This window comes from Providencia huaxiensis (genome assembly GCF_002843235.3).
GTDB classification, from domain to species: Bacteria; Pseudomonadota; Gammaproteobacteria; order Enterobacterales; family Enterobacteriaceae; genus Providencia; species Providencia huaxiensis.
On sequence record NZ_CP031123.2, the window covers coordinates 4,103,842 to 4,127,416 of the forward strand.

Here is a 23,575-nt window from a genome sequence, read left to right on the forward strand (position 1 = left end):
ACAACCTAAATCAATTTTGGGCTATATTTTCGCTTCAGCCAGTTCAGATGCAGAGCCGTAGTCATTAATGACTTCCCATTTCACCGTGCCATGAGTGGCAGCATCGTTAATCTCAAAAGAAGTGCTAGAAAACGGTGCAGCATAAGAGACGTCATTCGCCTTTTTACCGTTAAAGGTTATGCTTTGGAAATTCATAAAATACGGCGTCGGGTTTTTTACCGTAATCATATTGCCTGTTTTTGACCAAGTTAATTTTTTTTGTTCTTCAACAAAATCAACGTTTTTAATTGCAGAAGGACGATAAATTAATTTCATTTGTGTTTTAAAGGCAATTTGTAATGAATTTTCCGTGCGCTCTGTTGCTGGGATCGTTTTTATATTTAACCAAAATAATGATTCTTTATCTGTCGGTAAGGTATTCTCGGTTAAAAATATTCTTAACGCATTGGTTTTATCTGCATTTAATCTAAATAATGGTGGTGTAATGGTAAATGCGGATTGCTTATTTTCATCAATACCATCAATCCATGATTGAATTAAATAAGGAATTTTATCAGGGTTTTCGACACTAATACTGACATCTTTATTTCCCTCATTATAAATAACACGGGTGCCGCCAATAATAACGCCTGCATGGGCTAAATTAATCAATAAAAATGAAGAAATAAAAAAATAAACTAAGCGTTTCATATTAGTACCATTGAATAGAGGAATAAGGTTTAAATCCCTTTAAACCCTAAAAGCCAATTAGTTATAATTGATAGTGAAGGTTGCGGTTGAGTTTGCTTGACCAACGCCAACGCTATCAGACATTGCAATATAACGAGCAGTAAAATCTAAATTATTTACTGTCTTTTCTTTTAATGCATACGCACTAGATTCAGTAAATAACGGAACGGTTGTTCCGGTGACGTCCTGAATTTGAATACCAACGTTTTGTGCTGTTGTCGCAGCAGTAGGGTCGGTTAACTGGAGTACACTATTATCACCTGCGTAACTGGTGGCATCAAATTTAACCGTTGCGCTAGTCACGGTTTGCGGGCAGTTTTCTAATTTGATAGTAAATTTAGTTGCTGCTGCCGTGCTACCTGTACTCGGTAATGCCGTTTTAGCGATTTTTCCTAAGTTCACGGTAAATGCATCAGAACCAGTTGCAAACTGACAAGCCTGGTCGGTAATTTCACCCGTAAAATCGATAGTTCCATCAGCCGCTAATACATTATTAATGGCAAAAACAGACGATGCCGCAATTAAATAGGCAAAGACATTTTTTTTCATTTATTACTCTCCAAGAGGATATTTATATGATGAGATTGAGTCAGTGAATATATTCAATTACTCAACTGGTGAGTATTTTGGCTTTTATTTTAAAAATAAACAATATGAGAGTAATTTAGGTTTAATGCCCTTTTGAGGTGTCATTTTTATATCTTGTATTTGATATTCACATTATAGGTTGTGGGTTTTTTGTGGATATTTTAATAAATGTTGGTTTTTCAATATTGGGATTTTTTCTGAAGATAAAAATAAAAATTAAATAATTAAATTAGTTTTAAGTTGGTGTTTTTTTGTTATTACTTAACGCATGATGTGTTTTTGTGGTGTTTAATATCATTACATTATTTTAATTTTTTTATTTTAAAGTAAAAATAGTCTAAAATGTACTGTAATAAAAGTATAATCTTAAAACTATCATCATTAATAGTAATTTATTTAACGTTTAAATATCTTTTTCTGATGCGAGTTAGTTTGGAATTATTGAATATTAAGATAAGCATGAAATAATAAATTAAGTCACGCTTATCTTAATAGGATAGTCAATTGGGGGGTTATTCAATTCCTAGCTCTTTTAATTTACGAGTTAGTGTATTTCTTCCCCAGCCTAATAAACGGGCGGCTTCTTGTTTATGGCCATTGGTGTATTTTAACGCGCAATTTAGCATTGTACGCTCAAGTAAGGGGATGGTTTGTGCAAAGAGATCTTCTTTACCCTCCATTAATGCGTTATCAGTCCACTCTTCAAGTAGTTCAAACCACTGAGCAGCAGAACTAGGATTGTGTGATGATAACGATTGTGTTGGTATGGCGTCGGTTTGCGATGATTTTACCACTGTATTTTGTTGTGGATGCTCTTCAAGCAAATCATCGGGCAAATCTTGCGGTAAGATTTCTTGGCTTGCTGCCATCACGGTTAACCAACGGCAGACATTCTCCAATTGGCGAACGTTACCCGACCAGTAATAGCGTTGAAGAATTTTTTCGCTGTCAGGGTGGAGAACTTTAGCCTCGACACCGAGTTCTTTCGCCGTATTTTGTAGAAAATAATTGGCGAGACGTGGGATATCTTCAGTGCGTTCACGTAATGGCGGTAATTGCACTCGAATGACATTTAACCGGTGAAATAAGTCTTCACGAAATAAGCCTTCTTTAACACGTTTTTCAAGGTCTTGGTGGGTGGCGGCAATAATCCGCACATCCACATTAACTGGGGTATAACCGCCAATACGATAGAATTGGCCTTCCGCCAGAACGCGTAATAAGCGAGTTTGTACATCAAGTGGCATATCACCGATTTCATCTAGAAACAGAGATCCATGGTTAGCTTGCTCAAATCGCCCTTGACGTACTTGATTCGCACCCGTAAATGCGCCTTTTTCGTGGCCGAATAGCTCAGATTCAATTAAATCTTTGGGAATGGCGGCCATATTTAATGCAATAAAAGGGGCATCAGCACGGGGGCTGTGCTGATGTAGTGCGTGGGCAACTAACTCTTTCCCTGTTCCTGATTCACCATTAATAAGCACACTAATTGATGAGCGCGATAAACGACCAATAATGCGATAAACCTCTTGCATAGCCGGTGCTTCTCCGATCATGGTCGAAGAGACAACAGGAGCGGGCTGTTTAGCTTCACGGCCAGTATGGTTTTGTTCACGGCTATGATTCAGAGCGCGTTCGACTAATGCGACGGTTTCATCAATATCGAAAGGTTTTGGTAAGTAATCAAAGGCACCTGACTGGTAGGCATTTACGGCAGCATCAAGGTCAGAGTGTGCTGTCATGATAATAATCGGCAGGAGGGGATATGATTGTTTGATGGTATTCAGCAGTTCAATACCATTTGTGCCTGGCATACGGATATCAGATAACAACACATCAGGGAGTGAATTTTCTAATGCGGCAAGTACAGCGTCCGCACTGTCAAAGCAGGTGCAAGCGAACTTTGCATTATCTAATGCACGCTCAAGTACCCAACGGATGGAGCTATCGTCATCAACCACCCAAATTTTTCCCTGCGTCATGGTTATCTCCTATTTCTTAATTGGTAGATAAATGGAAAACTCAGTGTGACCTGGCCAACTGGTGAACTCGATTTTTCCTGCGTGTTGGTCGACTAAACTGCGGGCAATTGATAGGCCAAGTCCGGTCCCATCAGGCCGTCCACTCACCATGGGATAAAACAACGTATCCTGAATTGCCAATGGAATACCGGGACCGTTATCTTCAATATCAATACGTGCAGCTAATCGATAACGCTCGCCTTGCAGTGTGACTTGAAAAGCAGTTCGTGTACGCAAGGTGATATAACCCCCCGTTTCAGCGAGAGCTTGTAATGCGTTTCGGGTGATATTTAGAAGCACTTGCTCGATTTGGTCTGGGTAATACTCTAATTCGGGCAGGCTTGGGTCATAGTCACGAATTAATGTCACGTTATCGGGTTTTTCTAATGACACCAACCGCGTTACATTTTCCATAATATGATGGATACTTTGCTGTGTTTTCGGCCCTGGATATTGTGGGCCAAGCAGCCGATCAACCAGTGCTCGCAGGCGGTCAGCCTGTTCGATAATCACTTGAGTATATTCATTTAATTGTGGGTCAGGCAGCGCTTTAGATAGCAATTGCGCAGCGCCTCGCAAACCTCCGAGAGGGTTTTTGATTTCGTGAGCAAGCCCACGGATCAGTTCGCGGGCGGCCAATTGCTGGGCATTCTGTGCGAGTTCTTGGCTCAAGCGCCGTTGGCTATCTAATTGCGAAAGCTCAACTAAAATAAATTGCTCTGAAAAAGGCTGTGCGCTGAATGACATCACATGGGAATGGTTGTTAAACACTAAGGTGACTTCATTTTCGGTAAAACTATGGCCTTCTTTTAAGCTATTGAGCATGAGTTCATCATTGAGTGAACAATAACTGAATAACAGTGGTAGAGGCGTACCGTATAGCTTGCGCTGGCTTTGGGTTAAGATCTGGAGTGCAGCATGGTTGGCGTAATGGATAACCAAATCGTAATCCAAAATTAGCACGCTATTAATGAGGGAGTCGAGAATGTGTTCCGGTGCTGGCAAATGTTCGGTTTTCATGTAATGTTGCTCCTGCACTATTTTGGTGCATTATACCTGATAGACCAAACAACCGATATTTGATTTTTGCTGCGTAAATACGTTAGAGATAAAAGGCCCCATCAAAAGATGGGGCAAGTGCTTCACGGCAACAAAGACTAACAGTGGAACGGCGTGTTACACACTGTAGTACATTTCAAATTCGAGAGGGTGTGGTGCCATACGAACACGCTGGATGTCGGCACGGGTTAATTCAATATACGCATCGATAGCGTCATTAGTGAATACACCACCACGGGTTAAGAATTCACGGTCTTTATCTAATTCCGCTAACGCTTCGTCTAAAGAGCCTGAAACGGTTGGAATTTCTTTGGCTTCTTCTGGTGGTAAGTCATATAAATTTTTGTCCATCGCATCACCAGGGTGGATCTTGTTAATGATGCCATCAAGGCCTGCCATTAACTGAGCAGCAAACGCTAAATATGGGTTAGCAGCTGGGTCTGGGAAGCGAACTTCAATACGACGTGCTTTCGTGCTCGCAACGACTGGAATACGAATCGAAGCAGAGCGGTTACGTGCAGAATATGCCAACATTACAGGTGCTTCAAAGCCCGGAACTAAGCGTTTGTATGAGTTAGTTGTTGGGTTTGTAAATGCGTTCAGCGCACGTGCATGCTTAATAATACCGCCAATGTAATACAGCGCCATTTCGGATAAACCACCGTATTTGTCACCTGCGAACAGGTTAACACCGCCTTTAGATAAAGACATATGGCAGTGCATACCAGAGCCGTTATCACCCACTAAAGGTTTTGGCATAAAGGTCGCTGTTTTGCCGTAGGCATGGGCAACATTGTGAACAACATATTTATAAATCTGGGTTTCATCCGCTTTTTTAGTCATGGTATTAAAGCGGGTTGCGACTTCGTTTTGCCCAGCGGTTGCCACTTCATGGTGGTGAGCTTCAACAACCAAGCCCATCTCTTCCATAGTGGTACACATAGCTGAACGCAAGTCTTGTGATGAATCAACCGGTGGAACTGGGAAATAACCGCCTTTTACTGCAGGGCGATGGCCTTTATTACCACCTTCGTATTTGGTTCCCGTATTCCATGCCGCTTCGATATCATCGATATGGTAGTAGCTACCGTGCATGTTGTTGCCAAAACGAATGTCATCAAAAACGAAAAATTCAGGTTCTGGCCCAAAGAGAACGATATCGGCGATCCCACTTGAGCGCAGGAAATCTTCTGCACGTTTTGAAATTGAACGCGGGTCTCTGTCATAACCTTGCATAGTGCCCGGTTCTAAAATATCACAGCGTATAATTAACGTAATATCTGCAAAGAACGGGTCTAACATTGCAGTTGATGGGTCTGGCATTAATACCATGTCTGACTCATTGATGCCTTTCCAGCCACCAATAGATGAACCATCAAACATCTGGCCTTCTTCAAAGAAGTCTTCGTCAACTTGATGAGCAGGGATAGTGATGTGTTGCTCTTTACCTTTAGTGTCGGTAAAACGCAGATCAATAAATCTAACATTGTGCTCTTTAATTAACGATAAAACATGTTCAGCGGACATCTCGGCTCTCCTGGTCGGGTCTAATCAACAAATCACAAGCTATCATTTGACAGTATGTCTGTTGTTTGTCTGGCGTGTTAGTTATATAAAATGAGTTATATAAAAATAGTTAGCACGCGCTCTATAAATAGATAAGCGAAAAGCGTGCCAACTTTTTAATTATAGTAAATACTGATTGTTACGTGTGGACGAAGGGAGCCATCTAGCTTTCTTTATATGTAATGCACTGGTTTGGTGCTAATGGTTTTGTTTTTGCACTAAATTGGTGCAAATGGCGTGTATAGATGAGAATTCAAATAAAAAATTAGCATTGTGCTCTGCTAGAGCACAATGCTGACGAGATAAAAAAGAAATAAGGTTGCTCAACGTGAAACAGCAACATTAATCTTCATCGCTATTTGTTAATAACGTATTCACTTCTTCAATTTGTTTTACTGCATCATTGATAATTGAGGCAATTTGGCGAGTTTGTTCTTCATTTAGCTGTTTTAAAACCATTTTGTGACGTAATAATGCTTTAAAGCGACTAACGGCCATTTCAATGTCTTCCGCCAAATTACTGCCTTGTTGCATATCACGCGCTTTTGCTAGTTTGCGAGCAATAACAGCTTCAATTTCTTTATTTTGAGCTAGATGGGCTGCTCCCTCAGGAGTAATGGTAAAACTTTTGCGATTACGCTCAACAATCTGAGACTCTAGGAAGCCTTGTTCTTCTAACAGTGTTAGAGTTGGATAAATAACACCGGGACTAGGCACATATAAGCCATTTGAGGCTTCTTGAATATCTTTGATAATTTCGTAGCCATAGCTTGGTTTTTTAGCGACTAACGAAAGTACCATAATATGAAGATCACCATGGTCGAATAAACGACGCAGCCCTTTGCCTCTTCCTCGGCCTCTTTGGCGGTCATCGCCGTGGCAGCGCTCACCGTGCCCGTGGCCATGACGGCCTTCACCGTGGCAGCGCTCACCGTGCCCGTGGCCATGACGGCCTTCACCGTGGCAGCGCTCACCGTGCCCGTGGCCATGACGGCCTTCACCGTGGCAGCGCTCACCGTGCCCGTGGCCATGACGGCCTTCGCCGTGGCAGCGTTCACCATGTCCGTGGCCATGACGGCCTTCACCGTGGCAGCGCTCACTGTGTCCATGACCATGACGGTCATCATTGTGGCAACATCCACCGTGGTGGCCACGTTGATTTTCATCGTGGTGTGCATAATATACATGACGACAAGATTTAATTAGCATATAGTTACTCCTTAGCTTGTAACTTTAGATATATCGAATTTATTTTATGGGTTTACTATATTTAGATATATCTAATTAGTCAATTTAGATATATCTAAATAACACAAAAAGATATTTAAACTGGCAGTTAAGAAAGAAAGTCTATTTTTTGTTCTTTTTTTGGGCTGCTAATATTAAGTTTTTAGCGTATTATTCTGTCACTTTGTGATTTCACAGTGCTGATAGGCCTATTTTTATTAGGTATTTTGGCTCAGTCTCGCAACTGAATGTTTTTTCGTTAAAAACTTTTTATACAGTGATGGGTTTCACATTTATTCCACTTGTGCGGAAAAACGTGTAAAATAACAGCAAATTAACGTAGAAAGTATGTTTGGGTAATTAGAATGCCGCAAAAAACATATTCCTTTCCTGTCAATTAAACGGTAAAAATCCTTGTCAATTCAAAACTTAAGAAACATCGCCATCATCGCTCACGTTGACCATGGCAAGACCACACTGGTTGGTAAATTATTGCAACAGTCAGGTACGTTCGGCGAACGTGAAACTGTCGATGAGCGTGTTATGGACTCCAACGACTTGGAGAAAGAGCGTGGTATTACCATTCTTGCTAAAAATACTGCAATCCAATGGAATGGTTATCACATCAATATCGTAGACACCCCAGGCCACGCCGATTTCGGTGGTGAGGTTGAGCGCGTAATGTCTATGGTTGACTGCGTTCTGCTGGTTGTTGATGCGATGGACGGCCCAATGCCACAAACTCGTTTCGTAACGCAAAAAGCGTTCGATCACGGCTTACGTCCAATTGTTGTTATCAATAAAGTTGACCGCCCTGGCGCACGTCCTGATTGGGTCGTTGACCAAGTATTCGACTTATTCGTGAACTTAGGTGCAACGGATGAGCAACTCGATTTCCCTATCGTTTATGCCTCTGCATTAAACGGTATCGCAGGTCTTGAGCACGAAAACATGGCTGAAGACATGACCCCACTGTACGAAGCTATCGTGGAACACGTTGCACCTCCAGCAGTTGACGTTGACGGTCCATTCCAAATGCAAGTTTCGCAATTGGATTACAACAGCTATTTAGGTGTTATCGGTATCGGTCGTATTAAGCGCGGCGTTGTTAAGCCTAACCAACAAATAACTGTTATCGATAGCGAAGGTAAAACTCGCAACGGTAAAATCGGTAAAGTGTTAACTCACTTAGGTTTAGAGCGTATCGATTCACAGCAAGCGGAAGCGGGTGATATCGTTGCGCTGACTGGTTTAGGCGAACTAAACATTTCTGACACTATTTGCCAAGTGGGTAGCGTTGAAGCACTGCCTGCGTTAGCGGTTGATGAGCCAACAGTTAGCATGTTCTACTGTGTTAACACCTCACCATTCTGCGGTAAAGAAGGTAAATTCGTGACTTCACGTCAGATCCTTGACCGCCTGAATAAAGAACTGGTTCACAACGTTGCACTGCGTGTTGAAGAAACTCAAGACCCAGACGCATTCCGTGTATCTGGTCGTGGTGAGCTGCACTTATCTGTTCTTATCGAAAACATGCGTCGTGAAGGCTTCGAATTAGCCGTATCTCGTCCAAAAGTTATCATTCGTGAAATCGATGGTCGTAAACAAGAGCCGTTCGAACAAGTGACTTTAGACGTTGAAGAACAGCACCAAGGCGACATCATGAAAGCTTTAGGTGAGCGTAAAGGTGACCTGCGTGACATGATGCCAGACGGTAAAGGCCGTGTGCGTCTTGACTACATTATCCCAAGCCGTGGCTTGATTGGCTTCCGTACTGAATTCATGACAATGACATCAGGTACGGGTTTACTGTACTCAACATTCAGCCATTACGATGATGTTCGCCCAGGTGAAATCGGTGGCCGCCAAAACGGTGTTCTGATCTCCAACGGTCAAGGTAAAGCGGTTGCTTATGCTCTGTACAGCCTGCAAGATCGCGGTAAATTGTTCTTAGGTCACGGTGCTGAAGTGTATGAAGGCCAAATCATTGGTATTCACTCACGTTCTAACGACTTAACCGTTAACTGCTTAACCGGTAAAAAACTGACTAACATGCGTGCATCAGGTACTGACGAAGCAACAACGCTGTCACCACCAATCAAAATGACTCTGGAACAAGCTCTTGAGTTCATTGATGATGACGAGTTAGTTGAAGTGACTCCGCAGTCTATTCGTCTGCGTAAACGTCACTTGACTGAGAACGACCGCCGTCGTGCAAGCCGTTCTAAAGAAGACTAATTACCATTACGTGATGTTGTTTATTACGTTATTGTAGTGATGTGTGTAGTAAGGCGCCGAAAGGCGCCTTACTTATTTATGAGATTTATAATGACTTGTCTTTCTTCATAAAATACAGTGATGAAATAAACAGTCCGATAATTAAAGGGATTTCGTACAATTCTTCAATAAGGCTTTGTAGCTCAGAATGATGTAGAAAAATGGAACTCAGAAATCGATGGTGTTCAACACTATCTGAAATCAAGAAAGCACAAAGAGTCAGTAGTAAACTCCAAATTGGAATCGCTGTATTTTTTAGGTGAAAAACAATACTTTTTCTTAATGAAGAAGCACATAGCATCAAAACTAAGCCGCCAATCAAGACGATAGAAATTATCCTAAAATAGGTGTGATCCAGATTAGGAAAAAATTCGCGCCCCCAATTTGTTCCTCTGCCAAATAATGTTACCCACCAGATAGTTGCCCATAACCAAAATAGTTTCATTCCTTGGTTTTTTTGTTGTAATGGTTTCATATAAAACCAAGTAAAAAAGGCACAGAAAATTAGAGTAATTGATTGAAAATGTTCAATAATTTTTGTTGTGAGGTCGATATTGAAATTCAGGGGGAGATTGTTAAATAATGGAATTAAAAATAAGCTTCCCCAGAGAATAACAATCGGCCAAGAGATTGTTTTATCTATTTTCATAGTATGACTTTTATATTTTAAGATTTATTTATTACTGATATCGCATAGATATCAGCTCACATTGCTTGTGGTATGACTTGCTACGTAAAAACTATTATGCAAAAAGCTTGTGGAGGGACTTAACATTTAGTATCAAAAACCGATAGTGCTAAGTGAAATAGCACCTTTGGGATAAAAAGCGTTTTCTCATTAACGGAGCAAATCGTTCAGTTTGTTGCTCATTAATTGCGCTAAGTGTGGATTGCTTAATCGATAAATTGACAAAATAACGTGAATTATCACTAATTAGGGCTGTTCAGTTGCCCGAATAATGATTAAAGTAAATTTAGTGAATAACAATGAGGAAAATTTATGCTGTATATCTTCGATATGGGTAATGTGATTATTGATATCGACTTTAATCGTGTATTTGATAAATGGTCTGAACTGAGTGGTACACCAAGTGAAGAAATCAAATCACGTTTTACTTTTGGTAATATCTTTCAATTACATGAGTGTGGAAAAATTTCAGACATCGAGTTTGCTGAGCTGCTTTGTGAAGAAATGGACATTACACTAAGCTTTGAAGACTTTGCTGAAGGCTGGCACGCTATTTTTATTTCGTTACGACCTGAAGTCATTGATATTATGGAGCGCCTTCGTGAACAAGGGCACCGAGTGGTCGTTTTATCGAATACCAACCGTCTACATCTAGACTACTGGCCAGCACACTACCCAGAAATTGCAGCTTCCTCTGATTTCCTATATCTCTCCCAGGATTTAGGCATGCGTAAGCCTGATCCAGAAATTTACAAATATGTGCTGCAATCAGAAGAGTTTGATGCTGCGGATGCTATTTTCTTTGATGACGTCGAAGAAAATATAAAAGCCGCAGAAGCTCTTGGTATTCGCAGTATTCATGTCGTGAATAAAGACACCATTCCTGAATATTTCCGCACTTACGATTTCAGTGCTGAAGTTGAATAACATCCTGATTTTATCGTGGAGCAACGTTTAACGTTGCTCTATCGTTTTGTAAAGAGCCATCATGATTGCATTAATCCAGAGAGTCACTCAAGCGAGTGTGGTTGTTGATCAGAAAATAGTAGGGCAAATAAATACCGGGTTGTTGGTTTTGCTTGGCGTTGAAAAAGATGATGATGAGCAGAAAGCCAAGCGTTTGTGTGAAAAAGTATTAGGCTACCGTATTTTTAGCGATGAACAAGGGAAAATGAATCTCAATGTTCAACAAGCGGGAGGCAGACTATTGGTGGTTTCTCAATTTACTTTAGCGGCTGACACCAAAAAAGGTATGCGGCCGAGTTTTTCAGGGGGAGCAGAACCTGAGAAAGTAGATACCTTGTATCAATACTTCGTTGAACAAAGCCGGCTAAAAGGGATTGAAACACAAACTGGTGAATTTGCTGCTGATATGCAAGTGAATCTAACCAATGATGGCCCTGTTACTTTCTGGCTACAAGTGTGAGTCCATTTTTAAAGGGGGAAGCGATGTACCATTTACGTACACCGAAAGATGATATTGAATTCGCAACTTATTACCATTTTCGCTGGGAAATGTTACGAAAACCGTTTAATCAGCCCCTTGGTTCAGAAAAAGATGGTTATGATTTAACCGCACACCATCAAATGGTCGTGGATGATAAAAACCGTATTCTTGCTATTGGCCGCTTATATATCAATGCCGATAACGAAGGCGCTATCCGTTTTTTAGCCGTTAACCCTGTCATGCAAGGTAAAGGACTTGGCAAATTAATTATCATGGCCCTGGAGTCTGTTGCGCGGCAAGAAGGCGTAAAACGCATTGTGTCGAGCGTTCGTGAAGAAGCCGTACCATTTTTCGACAAAATGGGTTTTGAGAACCGTGGCCAAGTTGCTGGGCAGTTAAAAACGCCAGTACGCCACTATTTGATGATTAAACCCATAGAGATGCTAGACCAAATATTACATCGTCCAGATTGGTGTGGTGAGCTACAGCAAGCCTGGTATAAGTACATTCCATTGAGTGAGAAAATGGGGGTCCGAGTCGACCAATACACGGGGACTCGTTTTATTACCACCATGCCGGAAGCGGGCAACCAAAACCCTCATGAAACAATATTTGCAGGAAGCCAATTTTCATTAGCTACCTTGACAGGATGGGGGCTGATTTGGCTGTTAATGCAAGAACACCAGCTTGGTGGTGATATTGTGTTGGTCGATGCCAGTATTCGTTATGGTAAGCCTGTAAGCGGTAGGCCGACAGCGACAGCGGACTTAGCAAATATGAGCGGTGACCTTGACCGTTTAGCGCGAGGTAGCAAGGCGCGAGTAAAGCTGAAAGTCGAGGTTAGTAACCCTGATGGCAAAGTGGGCGCAGTATTCAGTGGTGTCTATATGGTGTTACCTGTAGAAGCAAAAAAATAAAGTTATCCATTGAATATTAATTATCCATTGAATATTAAAAAGAAAGGCAGGCTTGATTGACCTGCCTTTTGTGTTTTTATTGATTGTTAGCTTTTATTGAACGCTGGTTTTTATTGATTACTAAGTGCGGGAAGCGGTTCTACTAACGAAGGCTCAATTGGTTGCAAGTCAGCATCGGACTCCACCGATGAGGTGACAACCCCGTTTACAACGGTACGGAATAGGCGTTTGCCTTGCAATGGGACTGCCATCAATTCCCCATTCAGACTTTTTGCCACAGATGGGGCGAGTAAATCCCCTTGTAATGTCGCATCAAAATCACCGATGACTTGAGCTGGAAAGCCTGCCCAACCCCATTGGTTTAAATCAACGAGATCAATATTCGAACCCGATGCTCTCAGTAAGAAGGGGACTTTTTTCGGTTCTTGTTTTACCAGCAGGCCAATCTTACTGATGCCTTTATCGGTACTGACTGTTAAGCTCGCTGCAGCTGAAGATTTACCACTTTGACGCACTTCAATAAACGGGCGGCGTACTAGAACTTGGTTGATTGTGCCGCTATCTGCAGTGAATGTCGCTTTACCGCTCCAAATTCCCCACTGCTTTTGTTTAATCAAGTCGATATTTTCAATATTGCCACTGAGCGCGGTCAGTTCGAAAGGAAACTGCGGTTGGATATTCATCAAAAGTGATTGGGAAAGGGTGAATTTTTTGATACTTAAACCGGATAACCAAGCTGGTGTAGGCTCTGCAAAGAATGATAGCCAAGTTTCAGGCAGTGTGTATAAGATACCCGCTAGTTTGCCTTCGTCGATAGTCAGTACTCGATCATTGCGCTGCCAAGACCCACTGAGGTTAAAGACGCCTTTATTATAGTAACCCGATAACTTGTTGATACTCAGGTTGTCACCGTTAATTTTCAGGTCACCAATTAAGGTACTCAGTTGCTGGTCTTTCACGACAAATTGGTCAACATTAAAGCTAATGTTGCTTTCGGAACTCGTCCAGCTCCCTCTCGTGAAGCTGAGTTGGTCAATTTCGGTGCTCAGGCCAGAAAGTGCCCAATCTTTACCTTGAATATCAACATTGGTTAGTTCTACCTTTTTGACCTGCAATGATTTTTCACTCGCTATTGCATCAAATAGTGAATCGAAATCAACTTTATTTTCCCAGCCGACTTTATTCATGGTGAGGGAGTCAACCATGATAGAGCCATCGTCAAGTACCTTTCCAGCACCCGCAATATAGCCGTTATTTAAGTAGGCACTTGCTTGGCTTATTTCTGTTCCTTGCTGCTGTAATTTACCCGTAATGGCAACATTCTTGAATGAAAGGTCATTGAATTTTAATTGGTTAGAGGTAAATCGAAAATCACCGTAACCAAAAGGCGTGTTCTCGGTGGGTTTCCAAGGGGTAATTCCCCCCGTGAAGCCAGTGACTTGCACGGTATCATCACCTTTTTTAAGCGTGATTTGGCTATTTTCAAATTGCAAAATATTAGCGGAAATAGGTAGCAGTATCGTATCGGGTGTGACTGTTGTAGATAATGTTCCTTGAGTGATAACCAAACGTTTGATAGCGGTGCCGCTAAATATATTTTTCCAGTTAACATCAAGCACGACTTGCCGTGAGTCTAAAGATAGATCACTGTTTTTAGCAGCTAATTTGACATCTTGGAAGATGAATTCACCGGGGTTAGAAAATTCATGCCCCATAATTCCCACATCAATATCATAATTGGTGAATTTACTTAAAAATTGACTGGAGTAGGATGCACCCCAACGGGTTTGCAGCCCGATATAAGTAAAAATAAACAATAGCAGCAGTAACAAAAGTGCATAGGTAGTAAATTTGATTAACCATTTCACAGTTTACTGCTCCTTTGGTTTGTTGACGAATAGACACTGGAAGAGACTGCCTAATATAGCGACAATTTAAGGATAGCATACAGAAAAACCGCCAGAGTGTTCAACACTGGCGGCTAGAATGAAGGTTATTTTTCGAGAGGGAAGACTAAATTCAGAACAATTGCAGTTAAACCACCTGCAGCAATACCGGAAGAAAACAAGGTTTTTAGCCAATCAGGGGCAAATTGCAAAATCAAGGGTTGCTGTGAAACGCCCATACCCACTGCGAGGGAAAGCGCAATAATCATGATGGCGCGGCGATTGAGTGGTTCACGAGATACAATGCGCACACCTGAAGCGGCAATGGTACCAAACATTACAATTGTTGCTCCGCCTAATACGGGCTCTGGAATTTGTTGCACAAAGCCTGCAACCGCAGGGAACAACCCTAATAACACTAACATTAAAGCGACAATGTAGCCGACATAGCGACTTGCCACCCCTGTTAATTGGATAACACCGTTGTTTTGCCCAAAGCAAGAGTTAGGGAAAGTATTAAATACCGCAGAAACCATTGAGTTCAACCCATTAGCAAGTACGCCACCTTTTATACGTTTCATGTATAAAGGGCCACGAACAGGTTGCTCAGATACATCAGAAGTGGCGGTAATATCACCTATCGTTTCTAAGGAAGTCACCATAAAAATGAGAATTAATGGTATCAACAGGTTCCAGTCGAAGGATAAGCCATAATAGAAAGGCTCAGGGACAGTAATAATTGGCTGGTTGGCTTCCATTGGTTGCGCATTTGGCAACATGTCCATCCACCAAGCAGCAATATAGCCAACAGCCATAGCAATGACTAAAGATGCGACACGTAAGTAAGGGTTTTTCTGCCGATTAAGTAAAATAATAACCGCTAAAACAACCCCAGCTAAAATCAAATAATCAGGGGAACCAAAAGTGTTGTCACTAATTGCACCATAGCCACCGCCAATGGATGTTAACCCGACTTGAATCAAGGATAGGCCGATAATCATGACAACAACACCTGAAACTAGTGGTGTAATGACTCGACGGGCTAGATGTAAGAATCGAGAAAGAATCACTTCGGTGAGTGCCGCAACTAGCAATGTGCCGAATAAGGCTGCCATCATCGACGGAATATCAGCGCCACCTTGCTTAAGTGCAACACCACCCATGATTAAAGGTGCAACAAAGTTAAAACTGGTTCCTTGAATCGAAAGCAAGCCTGACCCAATAGGGCCCCACGCACGAATTTGAATTAAAGAAGCAATACCGGAGGCAAATAAAGACATACTAATGATGCGCTGGGTGTCGTGAGCTGGTAGTCCTAATGCCTGGCAAATCAGCATCGCAGGGGTAATCACCGCAACAAACATCGCCAGAAGATGTTGCCCAGCGGCAAACAAGGCTTGCGGCAGCGGTGGGCGGTCTTCTAATTTATAGATGAGTTCGCTTTGCGTTTGTATGGTCGCTTCAGTAGTTTGTTTTTCAGACGTCGCAGTATTCATTGCCTTCATTTCTCGCCAACAAAAAACGCATTGTAATGTGTCGAAATTAAAAAGCAATCGTTTGCGCGTAAAAAACATTGATCAATGTTAAATAAGGCTGTCACATTTTTATATCTTTTAACTTGTATTTATAACAGTTTTTTTTTCTAATCCTATAACCTGCTTTTGGCGTTTTAAGGAAGAAATTAACGTCTTACTAGTTTTTGATAATTTTAACAACAGACGAGGTACGTGAATGTATCATCTCGATGTCTACGGTACACTGGTAGCTGCTACTTTAGTACTATTGCTTGGGCGTAAACTGGTCAAATCAGTCCCTTTCCTTGAAAAATATACAATCCCTGAACCTGTTGCAGGTGGGTTGTTAGTTGCTTTTAGTCTTTTATTGCTTAAACAATTATTTGACTGGAGCCTTTCTTTTGACTTATCACTGCAAGAACCTATGATGCTGGCATTCTTTGCCACAATTGGTCTTAATGCCAACCTTGCTAGTTTGAAGGCTGGTGGTAAAGCATTGTTTATCTTCATTTTTGTGGTTGTTGGTTTATTGCTTGTCCAAAATACAGTAGGGATTGCTCTTGCTGAATTATTGGGATTAGACCCTCTCATGGGGCTATTAGCTGGTTCAATTACCTTATCTGGTGGTCATGGAACTGGCGCGGCATGGGGGAAAATTTTCACTGAAAACTATGGTTTCCAAAGTGCAACAGAAGTTGCAATGGCTTGTGCTACATTTGGACTTGTTCTCGGTGGTTTAATCGGTGGACCTGTTGCACGTTTTCTAACGCGTAATATTCCAACGCCAGGAACGGCTGAAGATGATAAAGACGTTCCAACAGCATTTGAGAAACCACAATCTGGACGCATGATCACTTCAATGGTTTTAATTGAAACTATTGCACTGATCGCTATTTGTCTATTGGTGGGAAGTTTTATTGCAGGCCAATTAGCCGATACTCCTTTCGCATTGCCTAAGTTTGTCTGCGTACTTTTTGTTGGTGTAATTTTAAGTAACAGCTTATCACTGCTTGGTTTTTACCGAGTATTCGACCGCGCTGTTTCTGTCATGGGTAACGTGAGCCTCTCATTATTCTTAGCAATGGCACTCATGAGCTTGAAACTGTGGGAATTAGCATCACTTGCAATCCCAATGATTATCATTCTTGCTGTACAGGCTTGTGTGATGGCAGGATATGCTATTTTTGTGACTTTCCGCGTGATGGGCAAAAACTATGACGCTGCAATCTTAGCTGCAGGTCACTGTGGGTTCGGTCTTGGTGCGACACCAACAGCTATTGCGAATATGCAAGCTGTTACGGATAGATTAGGTCCATCTCACTTAGCATTCTTGGTTGTACCAATGGTTGGGGCATTCTTCATTGATATTGTTAATGCGATAGTTATTAAACTGTATCTGATGCTGCCATTATTCCCAACGATTGCTGGTTAACCTTCATTTAATAATAAATCAAGTAAAGCAGGTATTGCCGTGAAAATATTCACGGCAATTTTCATTTTAGGGAACGAATAAAAAGAAGATATAAGACTTAAGCGTGGCTGTACTGCTCTCGCTCAGGTAACCAACGCTCAATAAGTTGTTGTGCATTTTCAGGGTAATTTTGTTGAATATGGCGAGCAAGGCGTTGCACTTCTGGCAACATATATTGGTCACGCAACAAGTCTGCGACTTTAAATTCTGCATTTCCTGTTTGTCTAGTGCCTAATAATTCCCCTGGCCCGCGAATTTCGAGATCTTTTTGTGCGATAACGAAGCCATCATTACTATCCCGTAATACTTGTAGTCTTTGTTTAGCGGTATGGGTTAACGGTGTCTTGTACAATAATACACAGTGAGATGCGATAGCCCCGCGGCCGACTCGCCCTCTTAGTTGGTGCAACTGAGCTAGACCAAGGCGCTCAGGGTTATCAATAATCATTAAACTTGCATTAGGCACATCCACACCGACTTCAATGACCGTTGTAGCAACAAGCAGTTGAATTTCATTTCGTTTAAAAGCCGCCATAATGCTTTGTTTTTCAACAGGTTTCATTCGGCCATGGACTAAGCCTACTTTTAATTCAGGTAGTGCCAGTGCAAGCTCTTCGCTGGTCACTTGAGCCGCTTGCGCTTCTAATAATTCAGAGTCTTCAATGAGTGTACAGACCCAATAGGCTTGGCGGCCTTCTTCAATACAGGCTTGGCGAACGCGTTCAATAATATCGTTACGGCGAGTGTCCGGTATGGCGACAGTGGTGACGGGTGTTCGTCCTGGAGGTAGTTCATCGATGACAGAGGTATCTAAGTCTGCATACGCTGTCATCGCCAGCGTCCGTGGGATTGGCGTAGCGGTCATGATTAATTGATGAGGGTGGTAACCTTGCTGCTCACCTTTTTCACGCAGAGCGAGCCGCTGATGAACGCCAAAGCGATGTTGTTCATCAATGATAACAAGCCCTAGTGCTTTAAAGCTCACTTGCTCTTGGAAAATAGCGTGTGTTCCAACAACCATCGCGACTTCTCCACTTGCGATGGCATCTTGCTGAGCCTGACGTGCCTTACCCTTTTGTTTACCCGCGAGCCAACCTACTTTGACGCCTAAAGGTTCTAACCACTGTTTGAAAGTATTGGCATGTTGCTCTGCAAGAATTTCAGTGGGAGCCATCAGTGCCACTTGTTTGCCATTCTCGATGGCACAAACGGCCGCTAAGGCTGCAACGAGAGTTTTCCCTGACCCGACATCCCCTTGAATCAAACGCATCATAGGGGCGTTTTTAGCGAGGTCTGCTTCAACTTCGCTAACAACACGGTTTTGTGCGTTTGTTGGTGAAAATGGTAATTGTGCAAGTAACTGAGATTTTAATTGACCACTTGCGACTAACGGCTGGGCATATAGGCGTTCATTACCTGCGCGGATAGCTAACATGCTTAGATGGTGAGCGAGTAATTCTTCGAGGACTAGCCGCTTTTGTGCGGGATGATGGCCTTTTTCTAGCTCACTCAGTGCTACATTCGGTGGTGGGTTGTGTAATAAGCGAATGGCATCTGGCAAACTTATCATTCCACGGCTAAGTTCTTCAGGAAGTAATTCTTTTATTTCCCCGCTATCAAGTAACCCGAGTGCTTGCTCCATGACTTTGCGTAAAGTCGCTTGGCGAACACCTTCAGTGGTTGGGTATACTGGTGTTAAATTCTCTTGCAAGCTGATATTGCTGGTTTCTTTAGATACTTTATATTCAGGGTGAATGATTTCCGGCCCTGTATTTCCTCTGCGAACTTCCCCATAGGCGGTAACCTGTCTTCCTTCCGCTAAATTATTTTTCATTGCCGCTGAAAAATTGAAAAAACGTAAGGTGAGGTTGCCTGTTCCATCGGAAATTAAGCAGGTCATCATTCTTTTTCGGCCGAAGACGACTTTAGTTTGCAGGACTTCGCCTGTGATTGTTGCTGTCGTACCGGGAAGGAGATCTTTTATTTGATATAAACGAGTATGGTCTTCATAGCGCAAAGGGAAATGAAGAAGAAGGTCTTGAACGGTGTTCAAACCGATTTTACGCATTTTTTCTGACTGACTTGCACCAACACCATGCAATGAGGTCAGTGAAATGGTATCAAGTAGCCCATTATTCATGTTATTTCCTTCTATTTAACCCAACTGCCGTCTTTTCATTTTTTCGGTTAATTGCATTTGTGCCCACCACGAGTCATCAGCTTCAATTTGCCCTTGGCTATTGATAAATGGGCGAGGAAGCCCCTTACGTTTAGCAACTTCAGCGAGTACAGGGTAACCACCTTCGAATAACCAAGCTTGTTGTTCATCTGGTGAAAGTAAGCAGTGTTCACGGTCGTACATCCCCGCTTGTTGCCGCTGCCTTTGGGCTTCATATAAAATTAGTGCAGAAGCGACGGAAACGTTCAAAGATTGCACCATACCAGCCATTGGAATAATAATGTGTTTATCAGCCAGTGCGAGGGCTTGTTGTGAAATCCCTGTTTTCTCTTGCCCCATCATAATACAAGTTGGCAAAGTATAATCAATTTCACGAAAATCAACGGCATGTTCTGACAAGTTAGTTGCCAAAACCTGCATGTTTTGTGATTTTATTTGGGAAATTGCTTCTTTGGTCGATGTATGTGAAATAATTTTAACCCAGCTATTACTCCCCGCTGCAGAAGATACGGACAGTTTGACTTGTTGGTCAGGCCAAATAGCATGAATTTGGTGGATCCCTACGGCATCCGCACTGCGTACAATGGCAGAAACATTGTGCGGTTTATGAATTTCTTCGAGGCAGAGAGTTAGGTCAGGCTGCCGCATCGCCATCATTTGGCAAATGCGGCGGTAGCGGCGTTCATTCATAGTGATTAATTAAATATGGTCGTTAATTACGGTTTCGGCTAACACGTAGAACGTCAGGCATAATACGGATTTTCCGCATCACATTTGCCAATTGAACACGGTTTTTAGTTGTAAGGCGAATAAAGGCACAATATACACGGCCATCTTTTTCTTCTGTATTCATACTTTGAATACTTGAGTTAGCGTCATTAATAGCAGCGGTTAAATTCGCTAAAGCGCCTTGATGGTTAATCATATCCACTTTAATTTCAGCGATAAAGTCGGTGTCGGTGTCATTGTCCCATTCAACCGCCATAAATTTATCGGGTTCTTTTTGATAACCACGGATATTTCGGCAGGATTCATGGTGGATAACCAGACCTTTTCCAGGACTAATATGTGCAACAATTGGGTCACCGGGAATAGGGCGACAACATTTTGCAAAGGTGATTAAAACGCCATCTGCACCTTTGATAGACAGTTTATTTCGGCTTTCAACTAACACTTGTTCTTCAGGTGCATTTTGTGGATTGTTTTGTAGGTTTCGTGCGACAACCACACTCATTGCGTTACCCAACCCAATTTCAGCAAGCAAGTCGTCTATAGAGTGCAGCTTCATGCGTGCTAATTCTGCATCAATATTGGCTTGAGGGATATCAGTGAGTTTATTTCCTGTCCCTAGTGCATGGTTGAGCAAACGGCGACCTAAGTTAATAGAATCTTCGCGTTTCAAGTTTTTCAATAATTGGCGGATCTTGGCTCGCGCTTTCGAGCTGACAACAAAATTGAGCCATGCTGCATTTGGACGAGCACCTGGCGCAGTAATAATTTCAACAGTTTGGCCACTCGTCAGGGATTGCGAAAGTGGATAAGGCTGACGGTCAACACGAGCCCCCACGCAAGCATGGCCAATATCTGTGTGTACCGCATATGCAAAATCAACAGGTGTTGCACCCGTAGGTAATTCAACAATACGGCCTTCTGGGGTGAAAACGTAGATTTCATCTGGAAATAGATCCGACTTAACGCTTTCAATAAATTCAAACGAGCTACCTGCACTTTGTTGTAACTCAAGTAGGCTTTGCATCCAACGTTGAGCTCTAACCTGTGCCGTTGTACCTTGTTCACCTTGCTCTTTATAGGCCCAATGTGCAGCAACCCCCATTTCAGCCATTTGGTCCATGTCTTCTGTGCGAATTTGCACTTCTACAGGAACGCCATGTGGCCCAATAAGTGAGGTATGTAGCGATTGATAGCCGTTGGCTTTAGGGATAGCAATATAGTCTTTAATACGCCCCGGACGCGGTTTGTATAAACTGTGCATCTGGCCTAAAACGCGGTAGCAAGTATCCACATCTTTCACAATTACCCTAAAAGCATAGATATCCATGATGGAGTGGAAACGTTGCTCTTTTTGGTGCATTTTGCGATAGATGGAATAAAGATGTTTTTCTCTGCCGCTGACGCGACAAGGAACACCCGCCTCGGTAAGCCTACCGTCAATTTCCGAGAGAATTTTTTGGATCATCTCTTTTCGGTTACCGCGAGCCGCTTTGACGACTTCTTTAATAACACGATAACGGTTGGGATATAACGCTTCAAAACCAAGCTCTTCAAGCTCTGTTTTGATGTGGTGTATACCTAGCCTGTGGGCTAACGGGCTATATATTTCAAGGGTTTCACGTGCAATACGCCGACGTTTATCGGGCCTAAGTGACCCTAGCGTGCGCATATTGTGAGTGCGGTCTGCCAGTTTTATCAAAATGACACGGATGTCTTTTACCATCGCCATGATCATTTTGCGGAAGTTTTCTGCTTGAGCTTCTTTTTTGTCGCGAAAATTGAGCTTGTCTAGTTTGGATACACCTTCAACGAGACCGGCGACGGTGGTGCCAAACAATTCTTCTATGTCTTGAAATGTCGCTGGAGTATCTTCAATCACATCATGAAGTAGCGCTGCCATTAGTGTTTCATGGTCCAAACGCATTTCAGCAAGAATACAAGCAACAGCAACTGGATGAGTAATATAAGGCTCACCACTCGAACGGGTCTGTCCTTCGTGGGCATCCCGTGCAACAACATAGGCTTTTCTTAGTAATTCAATTTGTTCTTTAGGAAGATACTTTTGAATGACTAAATTAAGGCTTTCAAACAGATACAAGGCAGACCCACCTTAGTGATTAGCGACGACCTTCAGCGATTGCAGAAACCGCTTGCATTTCAGCCGCATCTTGCTCTTGCTGTTCTTGGCGCTCACGCACATCTAAAATGTGACCGTTGATTAAACCTTCTTCTACTTCACGCAATGCGATAACAGTATATTTATCATTTTCTTCAGGAACTAAAGGGTCTTTTCCACCCGTTTGTAACTGACGAGCTCTACGTGCCGCAACCAATACGAGGTCAAAACGGTTACCAATTTTTTCTACTGCGTCTTGAACAGTTACGCGTGCCATAAGTGTGCTACTCCAAAGAAATAAAAAAATGACCTGATATGATACTGAAACTATTCTCAGTCTGCTAGTAATTTGCTGATTAAAGCATCATGTCGCTGAATCTGACGCGCTAACTTTAAACGCTCAGTACGGATAATAGATTGTAAATCGCTTAGCGCGGTATTGAAATCATCATTAACAATAAGGTAATCATACTCGTTGAAATGTTCAATTTCACCTACTGCTTGTGACATACGCTTTTCTATAACTTCATCGCTGTCTTGCCCACGTCCACGTAGCCTACGATAAAGTTCATCTTTTGATGGTGGGAGAATAAAAATACTGCGTGCTTCAGGCATTTTATCCCTAATTTGCTGGGCTCCCTGCCAATCGATATCAAGAAAAACATCTACACCACTATTTAATACATCTTCAATGATGGGTTTGGACGTCCCATAATAATTCCCAAAAACACAGGCATGTTCTAAGAACTCGCCTTTGTCGACCATTTGTAAAAAATCAGTTTCAGATACAAAGAAATAGTGCTCGCCATGGGTTTCTCCTGGACGTGCAGCTCGAGTTGTATGAGAAACGGAAACCTGTGTGTCATACAATGGTTGTGTTTTTAATAAAGCCTGAATCAGACTTGATTTCCCTGCACCACTAGGGGCAGAAACAATATATAACGTGCCTTGTATCATGATGATTTCTTGAATAGTCGAGGATTAAACATAAAAGATGGTGATAAACCCGACATAGTATACACGTACTTGCATCAACGTGCAGCGATATCAATAAATCATGAATTTTAATTAAATGAATTTGATTCATAACTAAATTGTGAACGGGCTCGAGAAATTAACTTATTACTCATGAAAGCAACATTCGTTTTGCGAAGC

Annotated in this window: 19 protein-coding genes; 5 read left to right on the top strand and 14 right to left on the bottom strand. The window is 42.2% G+C overall.

Annotation, left to right across the window (positions count from 1 at the left end; all coding sequences use genetic code 11):
* Window positions 1-21: 21 nt before the first annotated feature.
* From CYG50_RS20770 to CYG50_RS23170, 6 genes are all read right to left on the bottom strand, one after another.
* A complete protein-coding gene (locus CYG50_RS20770) occupies window positions 22-690 on the bottom strand; it encodes a fimbrial biogenesis chaperone (protein ID WP_102138840.1) in 669 nt (222 codons plus the stop codon).
* A gap of 57 nt (window positions 691-747) precedes the next feature.
* On the bottom strand, window positions 748-1,278 hold the full coding sequence (locus CYG50_RS20775) for a fimbrial protein (RefSeq protein WP_102138841.1): 531 nt from the start codon (window positions 1,276-1,278) through the stop codon (window positions 748-750).
* Between the two features lie 551 nt (window positions 1,279-1,829).
* Window positions 1,830-3,302, bottom strand: coding sequence for a nitrogen regulation protein NR(I) (glnG, locus tag CYG50_RS20780; protein WP_102138842.1), 1,473 nt, complete (start codon window positions 3,300-3,302; stop codon window positions 1,830-1,832).
* Between the two features lie 9 nt (window positions 3,303-3,311).
* Window positions 3,312-4,361 (bottom strand): nitrogen regulation protein NR(II), encoded by a 1,050-nt coding sequence (gene glnL, locus CYG50_RS20785; protein WP_102138843.1) that lies wholly within the window; start codon window positions 4,359-4,361, stop codon window positions 3,312-3,314.
* Between the two features lie 156 nt (window positions 4,362-4,517).
* Window positions 4,518-5,927: a glutamate--ammonia ligase gene (gene glnA / locus CYG50_RS20790; RefSeq protein WP_004262716.1), complete on the bottom strand. Its 1,410-nt coding sequence runs from the start codon at window positions 5,925-5,927 to the stop codon at window positions 4,518-4,520.
* Window positions 5,928-6,308: 381 nt separating this feature from the next.
* Complete coding sequence (locus CYG50_RS23170; RefSeq protein WP_232368219.1) at window positions 6,309-7,175, bottom strand: PadR family transcriptional regulator; 867 nt, start codon at window positions 7,173-7,175, stop codon at window positions 6,309-6,311.
* Between the two features lie 432 nt (window positions 7,176-7,607).
* On the opposite strand from CYG50_RS23170, the gene typA reads away from it, so the two are divergent.
* Entirely contained in the window at window positions 7,608-9,431 is a 1,824-nt protein-coding gene (gene typA / locus CYG50_RS20800; RefSeq protein WP_102138844.1) for a ribosome-dependent GTPase TypA, read from the top strand.
* 85 nt (window positions 9,432-9,516) lie between these two features.
* On the opposite strand, the gene CYG50_RS20805 is transcribed toward typA, so the two are convergent.
* Window positions 9,517-10,119: a hypothetical protein gene (locus CYG50_RS20805; protein ID WP_102138845.1), complete on the bottom strand. Its 603-nt coding sequence runs from the start codon at window positions 10,117-10,119 to the stop codon at window positions 9,517-9,519.
* Window positions 10,120-10,470: 351 nt separating this feature from the next.
* Between CYG50_RS20805 and yihX the strand changes: the two genes are divergently transcribed.
* The 3 genes from yihX to fabY all read left to right on the top strand — a co-directional run bounded on the left by yihX (window position 10,471) and on the right by fabY (window position 12,522).
* The gene (gene yihX, locus CYG50_RS20810; RefSeq protein WP_004266093.1) at window positions 10,471-11,085 is read left to right on the top strand and encodes a glucose-1-phosphatase; all 615 of its coding nucleotides are present in this window, start codon (window positions 10,471-10,473) and stop codon (window positions 11,083-11,085) included.
* Between the two features lie 61 nt (window positions 11,086-11,146).
* On the top strand, window positions 11,147-11,584 hold the full coding sequence (gene dtd, locus CYG50_RS20815) for a D-aminoacyl-tRNA deacylase (RefSeq protein WP_102138846.1): 438 nt from the start codon (window positions 11,147-11,149) through the stop codon (window positions 11,582-11,584).
* Between the two features lie 23 nt (window positions 11,585-11,607).
* Window positions 11,608-12,522: a fatty acid biosynthesis protein FabY gene (gene fabY, locus CYG50_RS20820; RefSeq protein ID WP_102138847.1), complete on the top strand. Its 915-nt coding sequence runs from the start codon at window positions 11,608-11,610 to the stop codon at window positions 12,520-12,522.
* Between the two features lie 110 nt (window positions 12,523-12,632).
* On the opposite strand, the gene CYG50_RS20825 is transcribed toward fabY, so the two are convergent.
* On the bottom strand, window positions 12,633-14,390 hold the full coding sequence (locus tag CYG50_RS20825) for an AsmA family protein (RefSeq protein WP_102138848.1): 1,758 nt from the start codon (window positions 14,388-14,390) through the stop codon (window positions 12,633-12,635).
* Window positions 14,391-14,515: 125 nt separating this feature from the next.
* The gene (locus CYG50_RS20830; RefSeq protein ID WP_096863580.1) at window positions 14,516-15,904 is read right to left on the bottom strand and encodes a uracil-xanthine permease family protein; all 1,389 of its coding nucleotides are present in this window, start codon (window positions 15,902-15,904) and stop codon (window positions 14,516-14,518) included.
* A gap of 235 nt (window positions 15,905-16,139) precedes the next feature.
* Between CYG50_RS20830 and gltS the strand changes: the two genes are divergently transcribed.
* Window positions 16,140-17,354: a sodium/glutamate symporter gene (gene gltS, locus CYG50_RS20835; protein WP_102138849.1), complete on the top strand. Its 1,215-nt coding sequence runs from the start codon at window positions 16,140-16,142 to the stop codon at window positions 17,352-17,354.
* A gap of 97 nt (window positions 17,355-17,451) precedes the next feature.
* On the opposite strand, the gene recG is transcribed toward gltS, so the two are convergent.
* From recG to gmk, 5 genes are read right to left on the bottom strand one after another with little or no spacing between them, the layout of a single operon-like run.
* Entirely contained in the window at window positions 17,452-19,533 is a 2,082-nt protein-coding gene (gene recG / locus CYG50_RS20840; RefSeq protein WP_102138850.1) for an ATP-dependent DNA helicase RecG, read from the bottom strand.
* Window positions 19,534-19,548: 15 nt separating this feature from the next.
* Entirely contained in the window at window positions 19,549-20,262 is a 714-nt protein-coding gene (gene trmH / locus CYG50_RS20845) for a tRNA (guanosine(18)-2'-O)-methyltransferase TrmH (RefSeq protein ID WP_102138851.1), read from the bottom strand.
* A gap of 22 nt (window positions 20,263-20,284) precedes the next feature.
* Window positions 20,285-22,402, bottom strand: coding sequence for a bifunctional GTP diphosphokinase/guanosine-3',5'-bis pyrophosphate 3'-pyrophosphohydrolase (spoT, locus tag CYG50_RS20850; RefSeq protein ID WP_102138852.1), 2,118 nt, complete (start codon window positions 22,400-22,402; stop codon window positions 20,285-20,287).
* A 19-nt stretch (window positions 22,403-22,421) separates the two neighbouring features.
* Window positions 22,422-22,697, bottom strand: a complete 276-nt coding sequence (rpoZ, locus tag CYG50_RS20855; protein ID WP_102138853.1) for a DNA-directed RNA polymerase subunit omega — start codon at window positions 22,695-22,697, stop codon at window positions 22,422-22,424.
* Between the two features lie 56 nt (window positions 22,698-22,753).
* The gene (gmk, locus tag CYG50_RS20860; RefSeq protein ID WP_102138854.1) at window positions 22,754-23,377 is read right to left on the bottom strand and encodes a guanylate kinase; all 624 of its coding nucleotides are present in this window, start codon (window positions 23,375-23,377) and stop codon (window positions 22,754-22,756) included.
* Between the last annotated feature and the right edge of the window lie 198 nt (window positions 23,378-23,575).

What these genes read in the sequence shown, in the direction of transcription:
- CYG50_RS20770 (WP_102138840.1), bottom strand. Translation starts at nt 690, where the DNA reads ATGAAACGCTTAGTTTATTTTTTTATTTCTTCATTTTTATTGATTAAT.
- CYG50_RS20775 (WP_102138841.1), bottom strand. Translation starts at nt 1,278, where the DNA reads ATGAAAAAAAATGTCTTTGCCTATTTAATTGCGGCATCGTCTGTTTTT.
- glnG (WP_102138842.1), bottom strand. Translation starts at nt 3,302, where the DNA reads ATGACGCAGGGAAAAATTTGGGTGGTTGATGACGATAGCTCCATCCGT.
- glnL (WP_102138843.1), bottom strand. Translation starts at nt 4,361, where the DNA reads ATGAAAACCGAACATTTGCCAGCACCGGAACACATTCTCGACTCCCTC.
- glnA (WP_004262716.1), bottom strand. Translation starts at nt 5,927, where the DNA reads ATGTCCGCTGAACATGTTTTATCGTTAATTAAAGAGCACAATGTTAGA.
- CYG50_RS23170 (WP_232368219.1), bottom strand. Translation starts at nt 7,175, where the DNA reads ATGCTAATTAAATCTTGTCGTCATGTATATTATGCACACCACGATGAA.
- CYG50_RS20805 (WP_102138845.1), bottom strand. Translation starts at nt 10,119, where the DNA reads ATGAAAATAGATAAAACAATCTCTTGGCCGATTGTTATTCTCTGGGGA.
- yihX (WP_004266093.1), top strand. Translation starts at nt 10,471, where the DNA reads ATGCTGTATATCTTCGATATGGGTAATGTGATTATTGATATCGACTTT.
- dtd (WP_102138846.1), top strand. Translation starts at nt 11,147, where the DNA reads ATGATTGCATTAATCCAGAGAGTCACTCAAGCGAGTGTGGTTGTTGAT.
- fabY (WP_102138847.1), top strand. Translation starts at nt 11,608, where the DNA reads ATGTACCATTTACGTACACCGAAAGATGATATTGAATTCGCAACTTAT.
- CYG50_RS20830 (WP_096863580.1), bottom strand. Translation starts at nt 15,904, where the DNA reads ATGAATACTGCGACGTCTGAAAAACAAACTACTGAAGCGACCATACAA.
- gltS (WP_102138849.1), top strand. Translation starts at nt 16,140, where the DNA reads ATGTATCATCTCGATGTCTACGGTACACTGGTAGCTGCTACTTTAGTA.
- recG (WP_102138850.1), bottom strand. Translation starts at nt 19,533, where the DNA reads ATGAATAATGGGCTACTTGATACCATTTCACTGACCTCATTGCATGGT.
- trmH (WP_102138851.1), bottom strand. Translation starts at nt 20,262, where the DNA reads ATGAATGAACGCCGCTACCGCCGCATTTGCCAAATGATGGCGATGCGG.
- rpoZ (WP_102138853.1), bottom strand. Translation starts at nt 22,697, where the DNA reads ATGGCACGCGTAACTGTTCAAGACGCAGTAGAAAAAATTGGTAACCGT.
- gmk (WP_102138854.1), bottom strand. Translation starts at nt 23,377, where the DNA reads ATGATACAAGGCACGTTATATATTGTTTCTGCCCCTAGTGGTGCAGGG.